At 60.0% G+C, this 17,700-nt stretch carries 13 protein-coding genes and 1 tRNA gene; 12 read left to right on the top strand and 2 right to left on the bottom strand.

Features of this window, described 5'->3' with window-relative positions; genetic code table 11:
- The first annotated feature begins 329 nt into the window (after positions 1–329).
- Positions 330–1,496, top strand: coding sequence for an MFS transporter (locus JL05_RS01360; protein ID WP_033631452.1), 1,167 nt, complete (start codon positions 330–332; stop codon positions 1,494–1,496).
- 34 nt (positions 1,497–1,530) lie between these two features.
- On the opposite strand, the gene JL05_RS01365 is transcribed toward JL05_RS01360, so the two are convergent.
- On the bottom strand, positions 1,531–2,280 hold the full coding sequence (locus JL05_RS01365) for an NAD-dependent epimerase/dehydratase family protein (RefSeq protein ID WP_033631453.1): 750 nt from the start codon (positions 2,278–2,280) through the stop codon (positions 1,531–1,533).
- A gap of 663 nt (positions 2,281–2,943) precedes the next feature.
- On the opposite strand from JL05_RS01365, the gene bglF reads away from it, so the two are divergent.
- The 3 genes from bglF to JL05_RS01380 all read left to right on the top strand — a co-directional run bounded on the left by bglF (position 2,944) and on the right by JL05_RS01380 (position 7,749).
- Positions 2,944–4,809 (top strand): PTS beta-glucoside transporter subunit IIABC, encoded by a 1,866-nt coding sequence (bglF, locus tag JL05_RS01370; RefSeq protein WP_033631454.1) that lies wholly within the window; start codon positions 2,944–2,946, stop codon positions 4,807–4,809.
- A gap of 14 nt (positions 4,810–4,823) precedes the next feature.
- The gene (locus tag JL05_RS01375; RefSeq protein ID WP_033631456.1) at positions 4,824–6,227 is read left to right on the top strand and encodes a glycoside hydrolase family 1 protein; all 1,404 of its coding nucleotides are present in this window, start codon (positions 4,824–4,826) and stop codon (positions 6,225–6,227) included.
- A gap of 151 nt (positions 6,228–6,378) precedes the next feature.
- A complete protein-coding gene (locus tag JL05_RS01380) occupies positions 6,379–7,749 on the top strand; it encodes a carbohydrate porin (protein ID WP_369803993.1) in 1,371 nt (456 codons plus the stop codon).
- Here the strand turns inward: JL05_RS01380 and JL05_RS01385 are convergent, their stop codons facing one another.
- Positions 7,750–8,349, bottom strand: a complete 600-nt coding sequence (locus JL05_RS01385; protein WP_015376230.1) for an HD domain-containing protein — start codon at positions 8,347–8,349, stop codon at positions 7,750–7,752.
- 97 nt (positions 8,350–8,446) lie between these two features.
- Between JL05_RS01385 and JL05_RS01390 the strand changes: the two genes are divergently transcribed.
- The 8 genes from JL05_RS01390 (at position 8,447) to chiA (ending at position 17,414) form a co-directional block, all read left to right on the top strand.
- Positions 8,447–8,911: a MarR family winged helix-turn-helix transcriptional regulator gene (locus JL05_RS01390; RefSeq protein ID WP_004934111.1), complete on the top strand. Its 465-nt coding sequence runs from the start codon at positions 8,447–8,449 to the stop codon at positions 8,909–8,911.
- A 160-nt stretch (positions 8,912–9,071) separates the two neighbouring features.
- Positions 9,072–9,497 (top strand): organic hydroperoxide resistance protein, encoded by a 426-nt coding sequence (locus JL05_RS01395; RefSeq protein ID WP_004934114.1) that lies wholly within the window; start codon positions 9,072–9,074, stop codon positions 9,495–9,497.
- Positions 9,498–9,722: 225 nt separating this feature from the next.
- Positions 9,723–11,417: a kdo(2)-lipid A phosphoethanolamine 7''-transferase gene (gene eptB / locus JL05_RS01400; protein WP_033631458.1), complete on the top strand. Its 1,695-nt coding sequence runs from the start codon at positions 9,723–9,725 to the stop codon at positions 11,415–11,417.
- Between the two features lie 123 nt (positions 11,418–11,540).
- A complete protein-coding gene (gene uhpA, locus JL05_RS01405) occupies positions 11,541–12,131 on the top strand; it encodes a response regulator transcription factor UhpA (protein ID WP_004934117.1) in 591 nt (196 codons plus the stop codon).
- Positions 12,128–13,672: a signal transduction histidine-protein kinase/phosphatase UhpB gene (gene uhpB / locus JL05_RS01410; protein WP_004934119.1), complete on the top strand. Its 1,545-nt coding sequence runs from the start codon at positions 12,128–12,130 to the stop codon at positions 13,670–13,672. The genes uhpA and uhpB overlap by 4 nt, the downstream gene beginning before the upstream one ends.
- A 96-nt stretch (positions 13,673–13,768) precedes the next feature.
- The gene (locus tag JL05_RS01415; RefSeq protein WP_004934121.1) at positions 13,769–15,100 is read left to right on the top strand and encodes an MFS transporter; all 1,332 of its coding nucleotides are present in this window, start codon (positions 13,769–13,771) and stop codon (positions 15,098–15,100) included.
- Between the two features lie 120 nt (positions 15,101–15,220).
- Positions 15,221–15,297, top strand: a tRNA-Pro gene (locus JL05_RS01420).
- Positions 15,298–15,722: 425 nt separating this feature from the next.
- Positions 15,723–17,414 (top strand): chitinase ChiA, encoded by a 1,692-nt coding sequence (gene chiA, locus JL05_RS01425; protein ID WP_033631459.1) that lies wholly within the window; start codon positions 15,723–15,725, stop codon positions 17,412–17,414.
- The last annotated feature ends 286 nt before the right edge of the window (positions 17,415–17,700 follow it).

Genomic DNA, 17,700 nt, shown 5'->3' on the forward strand with positions numbered 1-17,700 from the left:
TTGATGTTTTACTGAGGCCATTATATTTCGTCGTTTAATTCTAAAAACGCGCACAATAACAAAACACTTTTGCTCTGTGTTCAATAGTTACGGAAGCCGCCGGCTTGCCGCAGGCGGCGGGAATGAACCCGATGTGCGCTCGGGCGACGGCGGCTATTGCCTGTCGGCGCGTGGTTGAGATAGAGTCGGCTGCTGTTTTTCCCCACGATTTTTAACAAAATCGCAAAAGTCTTTTAGCCTCCCGCCTGCTTATCTTTGGTGTGATCAATGTCATACTTTTGGCATCTTAACTTTCCCGCGCTTCGGCAGCGGTTAACCGGAGTTGTTGAATGAAAATTAACTTTCCCTTATTAGCCCTGGCGGTGGGGGCGTTCGGCATCGGCACGACCGAGTTTTCCCCGATGGGGTTGCTGCCGACCATCGCCAAAGGGGTGGACGTCTCCATCCCGATGGCCGGCATGTTGATCAGCGCCTACGCCGTCGGCGTGATGGTCGGCGCACCGCTGATGACGTTGCTGCTTTCTCACCGGGCACGCAGAAGCGCGCTGATCTTCCTGATGGCGATCTTTACTCTGGGTAACGTGCTGTCGGCCGTTGCGCCTGACTACACCACCCTGATGCTGTCGCGCATCATCACCAGCCTGAACCACGGCGCGTTCTTTGGCCTCGGATCGGTGGTGGCCGCCAGCGTGGTGCCGAAGGAGAAACAGGCCAGCGCCGTGGCGACCATGTTTATGGGCCTGACCATCGCCAATATCGGCGGGGTGCCCGCCGCGACCTGGCTGGGTGAAACCATCGGCTGGCGCATGTCGTTCCTGGCGACGGCCGGGCTGGGCGTGATCGCCATGCTGGGGCTGTGGTTCTCGTTGCCGAAAGGCAGCGCCGGCGCACGCCCTGATGTGAAACGCGAGTTGTCGGTATTGGTGCGCCCTCAGGTGCTGTCCGCCTTGCTGACGACCGTGCTGGGCGCGGGCGCGATGTTCACGCTCTATACCTATATCTCGCCGGTGTTGCAGCACATCACCGATGCGACACCGCTGTTCGTGACGTCTATGCTGGTGTTGATCGGCGTCGGTTTCTCCATCGGCAACTACCTCGGCGGCAAGTTCGCCGACCGCTCCGAAAGCGCGACGCTGAAAGGCTTCCTGTTGCTGCTGGTGGTCATTATGCTGGTGATCCCGTTCCTGGCGCGCAGTGAAATCGGCGCCGCAGTCAGCATGGTGATTTGGGGCGCGGCGACCTTTGCCGTGGTGCCGCCGCTGCAGATGCGCGTGATGCGTGTCGCCAGTGAAGCGCCGGGGCTGTCGTCTTCGGTCAATATCGGTGCCTTTAACCTGGGCAATGCGCTGGGCGCCGCCGCCGGTGGCGCGGTAGTCTCCGCCGGGCTGGGATACAGCTTCGTACCGGTGATGGGGGCGATTATTGCCGGATTGGCGCTGCTGCTGGTGCTGTTCACCCACCGTCAGGCCGAAAAAGTGGCCTACGCCAACGGTTAAAAACGACAGCGTGCGGCGGGATTCCCCGCCGCGCTCACTCAAAGCCGAGCAGGCTGAACGCATCGTCCTGCGGGGCGTAGCCGAGCAGGCGACGGGTCTCTTCCAGCGATAAACGCGTGTAGCGGTTATTGGAAACCCCGTGCACCACCGCATATTGCACCCCTTCGACACGAATGCAGCGCTCCAGCAGATCGGCGGCGTCGCGATGGCTGAGAAACGCGCTCATGTCGCGGGCGCTGAGCCGATCGCCTGGGCTGAGGGTGGTGAAGTTGGCGATGCGCACCGACAGGGCGGAAAGCCCTTCCTGATGGGCGAAGTAGGCGGCGATGCCTTCGCCGAACGCCTTGCTGGCGCCGTACAGGTTTTTCGGTTTCGGCGCGTCATCCGGGCGGATTTGGTAATCGAGCGGATAGCCTTCCACCGCCTGCGCGCTGCTGGCGAACACCACCCGGCGGCAGCCGGCGTCTTTCGCCGCGCGGAAGATATTGAAAGTGCCGAGAATGTTGTTGTCCATCAACGAACCGCAAAAGTCGGCATCGGGGGAGGGATCGGCCGCCAGGTGCAACACGGTGTCGATATTGGCGCAGGCCGCGCGGCAGGCGTCGAGATCGGCGATGTTGAAGCTGATGACTTCGTCGCCGGGCTGCAGATCGTGCAGCAGGCTGACATCCCTTTCCGCCAACCGCAGCGCGTAGCGATTGCCCATCGCCTGGCGAAACGCCGTGGCTACCCGGCCGCCGGCGCCGGTGATCAGAATCCGTCCCAACTCAGTCCGCAACGTCATGGTCGCTGTCATCCTTACAATCGATTACGTGTTGACCAGTAATAATCGCCCGAGTGACTTTTGTCCAGTCGTTTTAATTAGTCATTCTGATGTTTCTTTCACCATTATCAATTGCGCATGGTGATTTTTGCGCAGGTGAATATCGTGGAATGTTAACGATGTGCAATCAAGCTTGGCGATCTATTTGCCTTATTGATTGCCGATTGTGACTAAAAAAGCGGGGATTGACAGTGGATGGACGAGCGCTTTGCTTTCGCTTGATAGTGAATTATTTGGTTAGTTAATCTTATGTTTTTTGGGCCTGAGGCGGGCGATATTCCGCCCCCTCTCTATTCCGCCTGCGCGATATATCACTGCTGTGCTGAAGCCGATAGAGGGCGACAGGCCTTATTTGATACCTCAGGTCGGTTTTGCCCGCCCGATCACAGTTCGGCAATTTGCCGACGCAAAGGCTTGCCCCGGCAAAATCCGCGGTGTTAACGTCATAACTCAACCGATTTAGGGTTGTTACTGCTACGGCAGGCAAAACCTAAACCTCGCGTTTCTGTTCCCCGATGGGGCAGAGGCCGCGAGGTTTAGGTTTTTTTTTGCGCCGAATTTCGCCTCAGCGCCAGGCCAGTGCGGGGCGGGGAGCGGCAGAACGCGAAGTCTAAGGATAACAGTATGAAATATGACACATTAGCCAGTGAGATTTTGGCCGGCGTCGGTGGCCGCGACAATGTGAAAAGCCTGGTGCATTGCGCTACCCGCCTGCGTTTCAAGCTGCGCGACGACAGTCGCGCCAACGCGGCAGCGCTGAAGAAAAATCCGGGCGTTATCATGGTGGTGGAGAGCGGCGGTCAGTTCCAGGTGGTGGTGGGCAACCACGTGGCGGAGGTGTTCGACGCGGTCAATCGGGTCGGCGGGTTGGCCGAAGGCGCGCCGAGCGACGACGCGGGCGGCAAAAAAGACAACCTGCTCAGCCGCTTCATCGATCTGGTGTCCGGCATTTTTACCCCGCTGCTCGGGGTGATGGCCGCTTCGGGGATCCTGAAAGGCTTCCTGGCGCTGAGCCTGGCCTGCGGCTGGCTGCTGGAGAGCGGCGGCACCTTCAAAATGCTGTTCGCCGCCAGCGACGCGCTGTTCTACTTCTTCCCGATCATGCTCGGCTACACCGCCGGGAAAAAATTCGGCGGCAACCCGTTCGTCACCATGGCGCTCGGCGGCGCGTTGACGCACCCGCTGATGATAGCGGCCTTCGAAGCGGCGCAGCAGCCGGGCGCGGTGCGCGAGTATTTCTTCGGCATTCCGCTGACCTTCATCAACTACAGCTCGTCGGTGATCCCGATCATCTTCGCGGCCTGGGTGTCCTGCCGCCTGGAGCCGCTGTGTAACCGGGTGATCCACAGTGCGCTGCGCAATTTCATCACGCCGCTGCTGTGCCTGGCGATCACTGTGCCGTTGACCTTCCTGCTGATCGGCCCGGCGGCAACCTGGCTCAGCCACCTGCTGGCCAACGGCTATCAGAGCATTTACGCCTTTAACCCGATCATCGCCGGCGCCTTTATGGGGGCGATGTGGCAGGTGTGCGTGATCTTCGGCCTGCATTGGGGATTGGTGCCGTTGATGATCAACAACCTGAGCGTGCTGGGGCGCGACACCATGGTGCCGCTGCTGTTGCCGGCGGTGATGGGGCAGGTCGGCGCCACGCTGGGCGTGATGCTGCGCACTCGCGACGCCAAACTGCGGGCGCTGTCCGCTTCAGCCATCGGCGCCGGCATTTTCGGCATCACCGAGCCGGCGGTGTATGGCGTCACGCTGCCGAACAAACGCCCATTCATCTTCGGCTGCATCGGCGGCGCGCTGGGCGGCGCGGTGATCGGCTACTTCCATACCTCGGTCTACTCGTTCGGCTTGGTGAGCGTGTTCACCTTCGCGCAGATCATCCCCGGCGGCGGCATCGACGCCACGGTATGGGGCGCGATCGGCGGCACCCTGCTGTCGTTCGTGTTCGCCGCGCTGGCCAGCTATCTGTTCGGCGTCGCGCCGGCGGAAGAGGCCGCCGCACAGCCTGAAGCCGCCGCGCCGCTCAACCGCAAACAGGCGATCCTCAGCCCGATCGCCGGCGACATCGTGCCGCTGGATCAGGTGAACGACGCGACCTTCGCCAGCGGTCTGCTGGGGAAAGGCGTGGCGATCGCGCCGCAGCAGGGGCGCGTGGTGGCGCCGGTGAGCGGCAGCGTGGCGTCGCTGTTCAAAACCAAACACGCCATCGGCATCGAATCGGACGACGGCGCGGAGATTCTTATTCACGTCGGCATCGATACCGTGAAGCTGGACGGGGCGCATTTCACCGCCCACGTGCGGGAAGGCGAGCGGGTCGCCCCGGGCGATCTGCTGATCGAGTTCGACCAGGCGGCGATCCAAGCCGCCGGCTATGACACCACCACGCCGATCATCATCAGCAACAGCGATGATTACGTGGACGTGTTGACCAGCGGCCTGTCTCCGGTGCAGGAACAGGCGCCGCTGCTGACTTTATTACGCTAATTGAGGAGCAAGCGATGAACGGCAAGTTTCCGCAACATTTTCTGTGGGGCGGCGCGGTAGCGGCGAACCAGGTTGAAGGCGCGTATCAGGCCGACGGCAAGGGGCTGTCGACTTCCGATCTGCAGCCGCAGGGCATCTTCGGCGCCATCACGCCGCGTACGGCGGGCGACAGCGGCATCAAGGACGTGGCGATCGATTTCTATCATCGCTATCCGGAAGACATCGCGCTGTTCGCCGAGATGGGCTTCAAATGCCTGCGCACCTCGATCGCCTGGACGCGCATTTTCCCGCAGGGCGACGAAGAGACGCCGAACGAAGCCGGGCTGGCGTTTTACGATCGGCTGTTCGACGAGATGGCGAAGTACGACATTCAGCCGCTGATCACGCTGTCGCACTATGAAATGCCTTACGGCCTGGTGAAACGCTACGGCGGCTGGGGCGATCGGCGCACCATCGACTTCTTCGAGCGCTACGCGCGCACGGTGTTCGAACGTTACAAGCACAAGGTCAAACACTGGCTGACCTTCAACGAGATCAACATGTCGCTGCACGCGCCTTTCACCGGCGTCGGTCTGCCGCCGGAGAGCGACAAGAGCGCCATCTATCAGGCGATCCACCATCAGCTGGTGGCCAGCGCCAAAGCGGTGAAGGCCTGTCACGAGATCGTGCCGGAGGGCAAAATCGGCAACATGCTGCTGGGCGGCATTCTGTATCCGCTGAGCTGCAAGCCGGAAGATCTGCTGGAAACCCAGCGGCAAAACCGCGACTGGCTGTTCTTCGGCGACGTGCAGGCGCGCGGCTATTACCCGGCCTATATGCAACGCTTCTTCCGTGAAAACGGCATTGAGGTGGCGATCACCGAGGAAGATCGGCGAACGCTGCGTGAAACCATCGATTTCATCTCGTTCAGCTATTATATGAGCGGCTGTGTCACCGCCGACCCGGAGCAGTATGAGACGGCGCGCGGCAACATTCTCGATATGGTGCCGAACCCGCATCTGGCCAGCTCGGAGTGGGGATGGCAAATCGACCCGATCGGGCTGCGCTACCTGCTCAACGTGTTGTACGACCGCTATCAGAAACCGCTGTTCATCGTCGAAAATGGATTGGGCGCCAAAGACCGCGTCGAGGCCGACGGCAGCATCAACGACGATTACCGCATCAACTACCTCAATGATCATCTGGTGCAGGTGGCGGAAGCGATCGACGACGGCGTCGAGGTGATGGGCTACACCAGCTGGGGGCCGATCGATCTGGTCAGCGCTTCGAAGGCCGAAATGTCGAAGCGCTACGGCTTCATTCACGTCGACAGGGACGATGCCGGCAACGGCAGCCTCGAGCGCCGCCGCAAGAAGAGTTTCTACTGGTACCGCGATGTGATCCACAGCAACGGCGCCAGCCTGAAAGACCGACGCTAACCCTTCAGCCCGGCGGCAAGCGCCGGGCGTTAACCTAACGTTATTCGCTGCTGTTCATGATGGGAAATTCTCTCCCAGGGAATGCTGTTGCCCGCAGTCAGCCGTTATGCGGAGAAATATAATAATGATGAAAAGCTTATTACCTCGTTCCATGACCCTGGCGGCGCTGGCGCTGCTCTGTAGCCAGGCGCAGGCGGAAACGCTGCAAACCGGCAAGGACGTCGAAGCCCCCACCGCCAAATGGGAAGGGGTGGCGCTCGGCTTTGAGCCGCCGCAGCCCGGGCTGTTGGGGGATATGCTGGGGATCAGGCCGATCCTGGAGGATCACGGCTTCCACTATAATCTCGGCTACCTCAGCCAGCTGTCGTATAACGCCGGCGGCGGCTACAACCACGATAAACAGGCGTCGTATATCGACCAATTTTCGCTGACCTTCAGCCAGGATCTGCAGGCGCTGACCGGCATTCCGGACGCGGCGATCGAAGGCAATATCGTCAACCGCAACCATGACAACAACCTGACCCGCGATCGGCTGCAGGATCCGCGCGTCGGCCTGACCGATCTGTCGCAGGAGAGCTTTGGCGGGCAGTCGATCACCCGGCTGGGCTGGTTGACCTTCAGCCGTTCCTTCCTCGATCGCCGGCTGCAATGGCGTATCGGCATGATGAACAAGGTGCAGGATTTCGATCAGATCATCCCCTGCGATTTTCAGACGCTGACGCTGTGCGGCGGCAAGTCCGCCAACTCGTTGACCTGGTACAACTGGAACGTGCATTACTGGGGCACCACGCTGCAATACAAACTGACCGACGGCCTGACGCTCAAGGGCGGCGTGATGGAGCAGAACCCGAGCGCCCCCAGCCGCAGCCACGCCTGGAGCTGGTCCACCAAGGGCAGCAAAGGCTTTCTGCTGCCGATGGAACTGGAGCTGAAAACCCACGCCGTCAACCAGCTGCCGGGGGTGTATAACCTGGGCGTGCTGTTCACCAACGCGCGCCAGAGCGATCTTTATGAAGGGGTGTCCGGCGGGCCGGGCGCCAGCGATCCGCAGGGCTATCGCAGCCACGATCGCACCTGGTTCCTGTATACCGGTTTCAACCAGCAGGTGACGCGCCATGCGGACGACGTCAACCGCGGTCTGAGCGTGTTTTACAGCCTGGGGCTGGGAGATCAGCGCAGCAACTACCTGCATTGGTCTACCTCGACCGGCATCCGCTATCGCGGGCTGTTCGATGCGCGGCCGGACGACTGGCTGGGGCTCGGCGTCTCGGTGGTGAAGCTGAGTGACCGCTACAAAGACAATCAGCGTTATCTCAACCAGATGAGCGGCATCAGCGATTATCACGATCCGAACTATCGGCCGGTGCCGGGCCACTCGGTGACGGCGGAGCTCTATTATCGCGTTAACGTCACGCCGTGGCTGCAGCTGCAGCCGGGCCTGCAATACTGGCATCACCCCGCGGGCGTCAGCGAGACGCAGGACGCCTGGGTGACGGCGTTGAAAACGGTGGTGACCTTCTGATCAGGCCGCGTCGCTCTCGCGGTAGCGCCGGCGGGCGTGCTCAAACCAGCTGGCCGGCACGTTGTGCGGTGGCTGCTGCAATCTGAGCAGCCCCTGTTCGACGATATGGCTGGCCTGGCGCCACAGCGTCGGGTCGCCTTCGGTCAGCACTTCCAGCAGGCGCTGTTTCTCGATCAGATAGGTTTGGGCGAAGTGGCTGTCGTAGTCCAGCAGCGAGCGGGTGTTGTCGATCAGATCCGCCAGCTTGATGGTTTTGGCCTGCGGCGACGCGCCGGCGCTGTGGCGCCGATCGCGGTTTTTACGCTCGAAGCGGTTGCCGTCCTCGGCGCGGCTGACGTTGGTCAACATCCGCACCAGTTCCGCCACTTTTGGCCCAAAGTGGCTTTCGATATCGCCGAGGGTGGTGGGCGTATCTTCCACCGTGTCATGCAGCCAGGCGGCCGCCAGCATCTCTTCGGTGTGCGGCACGCTGCGCACCAGCTCCATCACCGCCTGTGGGTGGACGATGTACGGATCGTCGGTATATTTGCGGCGCTGATCGATGGCCGCATGCGCCTTGGTGGCGTAGCGGCGCGCGCGTTCTGCAAGCGTATTCGTCATTTCCTTTCCCTCCGAGCATCCTCTGCATGAAAAAAAGGTAGCATACCTCACAAGAAATAGCTTGCGATTACATCGTGCACTATCTATATTCACAAGCATGAAAAGCACCGATACCGCACAACCCAACGCGAAGAACCTGCTGCAGCTCGATCAGCAGCTCTGTTTCGCGCTGTACTCCGCCAACCTGGCGCTGCACAAAGTCTACCGCAAGCTGTTGAATCAGCTCGAACTCACCTACCCGCAATACCTGGTGATGATGGTGCTGTGGGAGCGCGATCGGGTGACGGTATCGGATATCGGCGAGCGGCTGTTCCTCGATTCCGCCACGCTGACGCCGCTGCTGAAGCGGCTGGAAACCGCCGGTTTGCTGGTGCGCTATCGCGCCACCACCGACGAGCGGCAGGTGATCATTGCCCTCACCGAAGCCGGCCGCGCGCTGCGTGAGCGGGCGCAATCGGTGCCCGAGGCGGTGATGTGCGCCACCGACTGCAGCCTGGACGAGATCGTCTCGCTCAAACAGCAGTTGGAAAAGCTGCGCGGCAGCCTGATCGATCAGATTTGATCCTCCAGCGCCGGACGCAAGAACGGCAGGGGTGGTCTACACTGGTTAATAAGCGTCAAAAATAAGTAGTGCGCGATTTAATCGCAAAAGATAAATATGTGACCGGCTTTACCTCGTGGAAGCCGTAGTCATCTCGCCAACCAGCAAGAAGGAATGAACGATGTCTATTGAGAAAGTGGTTTACCGCGCTCACGCCACCGCAACCGGCGGCCGCGACGGCCGTGCGACCTCCTCCGACGGCGTGTTGGACGTGAAACTGGGCGTGCCGAAAGAGATGGGCGGCGCCGGCGGCGAAGTCACCAACCCCGAACAGCTGTTCGCCGCCGGTTACTCGGCCTGCTTCCTCGGCGCGTTGAAGTTTGTCGCGGCGAAAGAAAAGGTCAAAATTCCGGCCGAAGCCAAGATCGACGGCACCGTCGGCATCGGTGAAATCCCGAATGGCTTCGGCATCGAAGTGCAGCTGGATATCTCGCTGCCGGGCATCGAGCGCAGCGTGGCGGAAGATCTGGTGAAAAAGGCGCATGTGGTGTGCCCATACTCCAACGCCACCCGTGGAAATATCGATGTAACTCTGAACGTTAAGTAAGATTTTTGCCGATATCTGGAAAAAATGGAGGGTTTATCCCTCCATTTTCTTGCGTGCCCTGTCTGAAAACCGCTCAAAAAAACGGTAAATTTTGTCCGTTTTGTGAGAATTCTCTTGATTATTACCCGCAAAATAACGCTTATTGCCGGTTGGCTGAACCAGAAGCCGCAATCAGTGTCTGACTGAGTCAGAACCGCTACACCGTCCCCGGAGCCACCGCGTTACATGAACAAAGTTAAATCGCTATCACAGCAGAATTTATCGTTATTGTTAGCGATCTATATCGGCATCTTTCTAAACCTGTCCGTTTTTTATCGCCGTTTTGATTCGCTGGCGCACGGCATTCAGGGAATTAAGCTTATTTCGGCGGTGACGGAAGTCATCGCTATCGTCCTGTTTACGTTCTTCATTATGCGGCTGGTATCGCTCGGCGGCCGGCTGTTTTATCGCATCGTCGCCTCGCTGCTGGTGTTGATTTCGGTTGCCGCCAGCTACTACATGACGTTTTTCAACGTGGTGATCGGCTACGGCATCGTGGTGTCGGTGATGACCACCGATATCGATCTGTCGAAAGAGGTGGTTGGCCTGCACTTCGTGCTGTGGATGGTGGCGCTCAGCGCCTTGCCGCTGCTGCTGATCTGGAAAAACAACCTGCGCTATACCCTGATAGAACAGCTGAAAACCCCTGGTCATCGCATCAAGCCGCTGCTGGTATTGCTGGCGGTGGTGGCGCTGGTCTGGCTGCCGCTGCGCATGCTGGACGACGAGCAGAGCGTGCAAGAGAAGCTTTCCAACGTCGATTTGCCAAGCTACGGCGGCGTGGTGGCGCACTCGTATCTGCCGTCCAACTGGCTGTCGGCGCTGGGGCTGTTTGCTTACACCCGCTATGACGAAAGCCAGGATCAGAGCACGATGTTCGATCCGGGCAAACACTTCACCTACGTACCGCCGGCGGACATCGACGACACCTACGTGGTGTTCATCATCGGCGAGACCACGCGCTGGGATCACATGGGCATGCTGGGCTACGAGCGCGATACCACGCCGCGGCTGTCTAAAGAGAAGAATCTGGTGGCGTTCCGCGGCGAGTCGTGCGATACCGCCACCAAGCTGTCGCTGCGCTGCATGTTCGTGCGTGAAGGCGGCACCGAAGACAATCCGCAGCGCACGCTGAAAGAGCAGAACGTGTTCGCGGTGCTGAAGGATCTGGGCTTCTCTTCCGAGCTGTTCGCCATGCAGAGCGAGGTGTGGTTCTACAACAACACCGAGGTGAACAACTATTCGTTCCGCGAGATGATCGCGTCCGAGAAGCGCAACGACGGCAAGGCGGTCGACGATATGCTGCTGGTGGACGAAATGAAGGAGTCGCTGGCGCGCTATCCGAAGGGCAAACACCTGGTGATCCTGCATACCAAAGGCTCGCACTACCTGTACTCGCAGCGTTATCCGCGCAGCTATGCGCGTTATCAGCCGGAGTGCATGGGGGTGGACGATTCCTGCACCAAGGCGCAGCTGATCAATGCGTTCGACAATACGGTGCTGTATACCGACAGCTTTATCGCCAATGTGATAGACCAGGTGCGCGACAAGAAAGCTATCGTGTTCTATGCCGCCGATCACGGCGAATCGATCGGCGAGAATACGCACCTGCATGGCACGCCGCGCGAAATGGCGCCGCCGGAGCAATTCCGCGTGCCGATGATCGTGTGGGCGTCGGACAAGTTCCTCGAAAACCCGCAGCACCTCAGCGCCTTTGAGCAGCTGCAGGCGCAGCAGCGCATCGGCAAAACGCATCGCCACGTCGAGCTGTTTGACACCATCCTCGGCTGCCTCGGCTACACCTCTCCTGATGGCGGCATCGTGGATAAAAACAACTGGTGCCATCTGCCGCAGGATAAAACGGCGCCTGCCCGCCTGTGATCCCTCTCGCCGGGTGCCTGCCTTGCGCACCCGGTAATTTCATCCAATACATTCTCTTCATCAATTATTCCGGTGTGCGCATACGGTATACTTGCGCACTTCCCCTGCTAACCGGAGATTTCCATGACCCTGCGCGTGGCGTTTATCGACGATCATGACATTGTGCGTTCGGGCTTTGTGCAACTGCTGTCGCTGGAGGCCGATATCCAGGTGGTGGGCGAGTTCAGCAGCGCGGCGCAGGCGCGCGCCGGCCTGCCGGGGCTGGAGGCGGAAATCTGCATTTGCGACATTTCGATGCCGGACGGCAGCGGGCTGGATCTGCTGGCGGACATTCCCTCCGGCATTCGCGTGGTGATGCTGTCGATGCACGATAACCCGGCGCTGGTGGAAATGGCGCTGGAACGCGGCGCCAGCGGCTTTCTCTCCAAGCGCTGCAAGCCGGAAGATCTGATCACCGCGGTGCGCACCGTCGCCGGCGGCGGCGTCTACCTGATGCCGGAAATCGCGCAGCAGCTGGCGCGGGTGAGGGTCGATCCGTTGACCCGCCGCGAGCGCGAGATCGCGCTATTGCTGGCGCAGGGCCAGGAGGTGCGTGAGATCGCCGCCGCCTTGGGGCTGTCGCCGAAAACGGTGCATGTGCACCGCGCCAACCTGTTCGCCAAGCTGGGCATCAACAACAACGTCGAACTGGCCAGACGGATGCTGAACCTGTGACGCAGCGCTTGATCACCCAGCTGGCGCTGTTTTTCATCTACGCCGCCAGCGCGTTTTGCCTGTGGGGCATCGGCACCGCGTTGATCGACCCCCCCTGGCAGGCGCTGCTGCTGTTTCCGTTCGGCCTGCGCATGGGCATTTTGCTGCAGAGCCCGTACCGTTTCTGGCCGGGGATCCTGCTGGCTGACCTGCTGCTGATGGCGTTGCTGGCGGATCAGTTCGGCTACGGCCCGGCGCTGTGGGCGTCGGTGGCGGTGCTGGTGTTGACGGTGCTGCTCAGCCTGCTGGCCTCGCCGTGGCTGTTGCGCCATCAGCAGAGCGACAGCGAATGGCGCTGGCCGCTGTTGCAGGGCGCGGTGGTCGCCATCGCCGCCTTGCTGCAGGCGTTGGTCTGGCAGCTGGTGAGCGGCGAAGGCGCCCGCGCGCTGCTGCTCGGCCTGACCGGCGGTTTCACCATCGCGCCAACCTGCCTGCTGTTGTGGCACTATCTGGCGCGCCAAATCTGGGTGCCGCTGGAGCCGGGGCTGATCCACAAGCCGGTGGAGCTGCGTCTGGGCCACCTGGCCAGCTATCTGTTGCTGTTTGCGTTCAGCATCTGGCTGCAGCAGCAGGTTAACGCCGCCGAGCTGCGCCGTTTCGCACCGTTCTGCCTGGCGATCCCCATCGTGTTCATGTCTTATCGCTATGGCTGGCAGGGCGCGCTGTTGGCGACGCTGCTCAACGGCGTGGCGCTGATGGTCAACGAGCCGCCGCAGCCGGAGTCGCACCGCGATCTGCTGCTGTCGCTGCTGGCCCAAAGCCTGACCGGGCTGCTGCTGGGCGCCGGCATTCAGCGCCAGCGCGAACTGAATCAGCAACTGCGGCTGCGGCTGGCGGAGAATCGGCAGCTGGCGCGGGCGCTGGTGACGGCGGAGGAGCAAACCCGGCGCGAGGTGGCGCGCGAGCTGCACGATGAAGTGGGGCAGACCATCACCGTGATCCGCACTCAGGCCAGCATCGTCAAACGTCTGGCGCCGGAACCGGCGGTGATCGGCTGCGCCGACACCATCGATGCGCTGGCGCTGCGGGTCTACGACGGGGTGCACGATGTGCTGACCCAGCTGTGGCCGGCGGCGCTGAACAACCTGCCGCTGTCGGCGGCGGTGGCGGCGATGCTGCGGGAGTCGCTGCCGCAGGACGCGTCGCTGGTGAGCAGCATGCAGTGGCAGGTGCCCGACGAGCTGCTGGATGAAACGCTGAAAATCACGCTGTATCGGGTGTGTCAGGAAGGGGTGACCAATGTGTGCCGCCACGCCGGCGCCAGCCGCCTGGAGCTGGATGCGCGCCTGCAGCCGCGCAAAGGCGCCGCGCCGCAGATCGCCCTGACCATCCGCGACAACGGCGTGGGCTTCGATGCGGAAAACCATCAGCCGGGGTACGGCCTGCGCGGCATGCAGGAGCGCATCAGCGCCCTCGGCGGCAGCCTGCGGTTCACCGCTGAGCGGGGCGCCTGTTTGAGTGTGATCTTGCCCACAGTTTCACCGGCGCAAACGCAAAACTAGGAAAAACTCCTAACCGCCTCGAGAATCCGGCGTAAGCCCCCTGCGCGCGCGAGGAGCATCATAGCGGCACTTTAATTCAATCCTCTGAGGTTCCACATGTGGTCTTTCCTTAAAAGCCGCCCGGATGCGCCGCAGGTCACCGATCAACGGCAGATCGACGCCAGCTACAAATACTGGCGCATTCAGCTGATGTGCACCATGTACATCGGTTATGCCGCGTTTTACTTCACGCGCAAAAGCTTCAACTTCATCATGCCGGCGATGCTGAGCGATCTGGGCCTGACGATGTCCGACGTCGGCATCCTCGGCACGCTGTTCTACATCACCTACGGCTGCTCGAAATTCATTTCCGGCATGATCAGCGATCGCTCCAACCCGCGTTACTTTATGGGGCTGGGCCTGATCATGACCGGGGTGCTGAATATCTTCTTCGGTCTCAGCTCATCGTTGCTGATGCTGGGCACGCTGTGGATCCTCAACGCCTTCTTCCAGGGCTGGGGTTGGCCGCCGTGCTCCAAAATCCTCACCAGCTGGTATTCGCGCTCCGAGCGCGGCAGCTGGTGGGCGATCTGGAACACCTCGCACAACGTCGGCGGCGCGCTGATCCCGCTGTTGGTCGGCTTTATCTCGCTGCACTTCAGCTGGCGTTACGGCATGATCATTCCCGGCATCATCGGCGTGGTGCTCGGCCTGCTGATGTGCTGGCGCCTGCGTGACAAGCCATCCACCCTGGGGCTGCCGAGCGTCGGCAAATGGCGCAACGACGCCATGGAACTGGTGCAGGAATCGGAAGGCCAGGGGCTGAGCAACCGCGAGATCATCAAGCGCTACGTGCTGACCAACAAGTACATCTGGCTGCTGGCGGTCTCTTACGTGCTGGTGTATATCGTGCGTACCGCGATCAACGACTGGGGCAACCTCTACCTGACGCAGGAAAAGGGCTATTCGCTGATGACCGCCAACTCGGCCATCTCGCTGTTTGAAGTGGGCGGCTTCATCGGTTCACTGGTGGCCGGTTGGGGTTCCGACAAGCTGTTCCGCGGCAACCGCGGCCCGATGAACCTGATCTTCGCCATCGGCATCTTCCTGTCGGTGGCGGCGCTGTGGTTGATGCCGGGCGTCACCTACCTGCTGCAGGCCTGCTGTTTCTTCGCCATCGGCTTCTTTATCTTCGGTCCGCAGATGCTGATCGGCATGGCGGCGGCGGAGTGCTCGCACAAGGATGCGGCGGGCGCCGCGACCGGTTTCGTCGGCCTGTTCGCCTACCTGGGCGCGGCGCTGTCCGGCTACCCGATCGCGCGGGTGATGGAGATCTGGCACTGGAACGGCTTCTTCGTGGTGATTTCCATCGCCGCCTGCCTGTCGGCGCTGTTCCTGCTGCCATTCCTGCGCGCGCAGACGCCGGCGCTGAAACCGGCCAACGCCTGAGTAAAATACGCTGCGCAACCCCCGGCGCAGCGTATTATGGCGCTTTTATCACCACTTGAAATGCAGGGGAAAAAAAGTGATTGACGCCTATAACCGCCAGCAGTAAGATGCGCCCCGCATCGGCGAGTAGCGCAGCTTGGTAGCGCAACTGGTTTGGGACCAGTGGGTCGGAGGTTCGAATCCTCTCTCGCCGACCACCATTCGAAAAACCTGCTTTTTAAAGCAGGTTTTTTTTCGCCTGCAGTTTATGAGGATGAGCACCTCCTCCGATACGGTCGGCTTCGCTTTATGGCGTGCGTCAATCCACCGTCCTCGTGAAATATATTTATCCTTTACGCTTAATTAATTCACACTCCTTATTCCCATTAGGTTCTTATTTTTATATTTAAATAAATTCATGCTTGCCAAATAAAACCCGGTTGATAGCGCTCTTGTTTTCACGTTTTTTTTACCTATAGTCTGAATGGACAACGCGGGAGCTCTTATTCCCGCCGCGTGGGAAATACCGTGATTATTTATTAACGTTAATCTTCGTGGATTATTGCGGAATTTTTTCGCTTCGGCAATGCGTAGCGACGATTAACTCTTTTATGTTTATCCTCTCGGAATAAAGGAATCAGTTATGCGCAAATTTAATAAACCGCTGTTGGCGCTGTTGATCGGCAGCACGCTGTGTTCCGCGGCGCAGGCCGCCGCACCGGGCAAACCGACCATCGCCTGGGGCAACACCAAGTTCGCTATCGTCGAAGTCGATCAGGCGGCCACCGCTTATAATAATCTGGTGAAGGTAAAAAATGCCGCCGACGTTTCTGTCTCCTGGAATTTATGGAATGGCGATACCGGCACGACGGCAAAAATTTTATTAAATGGCAAAGAGGCGTGGAGCGGCCCTTCAACCGGATCTTCCGGTACGGCGAATTTTAAAGTGAATAAAGGCGGCCGTTATCAAATGCAGGTGGCATTGTGCAATGCCGACGGCTGCAGCGCCAGCGACGCCACCGAAATTGTGGTGGCCGACACCGACGGCAGCCATTTGGCGCCGTTGAAAGAGCCGCTGCTGGAAAAGAATAAACCGTATAAACAGAACTCCGGCAAAGTGGTGGGTTCTTATTTCGTCGAGTGGGGCGTTTACGGGCGCAATTTCACCGTCGACAAGATCCCGGCGCAGAACCTGACCCACCTGCTGTACGGCTTTATCCCGATCTGCGGCGGCAACGGCATCAACGACAGCCTGAAAGAGATCGAAGGCAGCTTCCAGGCGCTGCAGCGCTCCTGCCAGGGCCGCGAGGACTTCAAAGTCTCGATCCACGATCCGTTCGCCGCGCTGCAAAAAGCGCAGAAGGGCGTTACCGCCTGGGATGACCCCTACAAGGGCAACTTCGGCCAGCTGATGGCGCTGAAACAGGCGCATCCTGACCTGAAAATTCTGCCGTCGATCGGCGGCTGGACGCTGTCCGACCCGTTCTTCTTCATGGGCGATAAGGTGAAGCGCGATCGCTTCGTCGGTTCGGTGAAAGAGTTCCTGCAGACCTGGAAGTTCTTCGATGGCGTGGATATCGACTGGGAGTTCCCGGGCGGCAAAGGCGCCAACCCGAACCTGGGCAGCCCGCAGGACGGGGAAACCTATGTGCTGCTGATGAAGGAGCTGCGGGCGATGCTGGATCAGCTGTCGGCGGAAACCGGCCGCAAATATGAACTGACCTCCGCCATCAGCGCCGGCAAGGACAAGATCGACAAGGTGGCTTACAACGTTGCGCAGAACTCGATGGATCACATTTTCCTGATGAGCTACGACTTCTATGGCGCCTTCGATCTGAAGAACCTGGGGCATCAGACCGCGCTGAATGCGCCGGCCTGGAAGCCGGACACCGCTTACACCACGGTGAACGGCGTCAATGCGCTGCTGGCGCAGGGCGTCAAGCCGGGCAAAATCGTCGTCGGCACCGCCATGTATGGCCGCGGCTGGACCGGGGTGAACGGCTACCAGAACAACATTCCGTTCACCGGTACCGCCACCGGGCCGGTTAAAGGCACCTGGGAGAACGGCATCGTGGACTACCGCCAAATCGCCGGCCAGTTCATGAGCGGCGAGTGGCAGTACACCTACGACGCCACGGCAGAAGCGCCATACGTGTTCAAGCCTTCCACCGGCGATCTGATCACCTTCGACGATGCCCGCTCGGTGCAGGCCAAAGGCAAGTACGTGCTGGATAAGCAGCTGGGCGGCCTGTTCTCTTGGGAGATCGACGCGGACAACGGCGATATTCTCAACAGCATGAACGCCAGCCTGGGCAACAGCGCCGGCGTTCAATAATCGGTTGCAGTGCGTTGCCGGGGGATATCCTTTCGCCCCCGGCTTTTTCGCCGCCGAAAGTTTTTTTACGCCGCACAGATTGTGGGCCTGCCCGGTGCAAAACGCGCTCATCGGACTCACCCTTTTGGGTAATCCTTCAGCATTTCCTCCTGTCTTTAACGGCGATCACAAAAATAACCGTTCAGATATTCATCATTCAGCAACAAAGTTTTGGCGTTTTTTAACGGAGTTAAAAACCAGTAAGTTTGTGAGGGTCAGACCAATGCGCTAAAAATGGCCGCTTAGC

Origin of the sequence: Serratia nematodiphila DZ0503SBS1, assembly GCF_000738675.1 — a bacterium.
Lineage (GTDB): Bacteria > Pseudomonadota > Gammaproteobacteria > Enterobacterales > Enterobacteriaceae > Serratia > Serratia nematodiphila.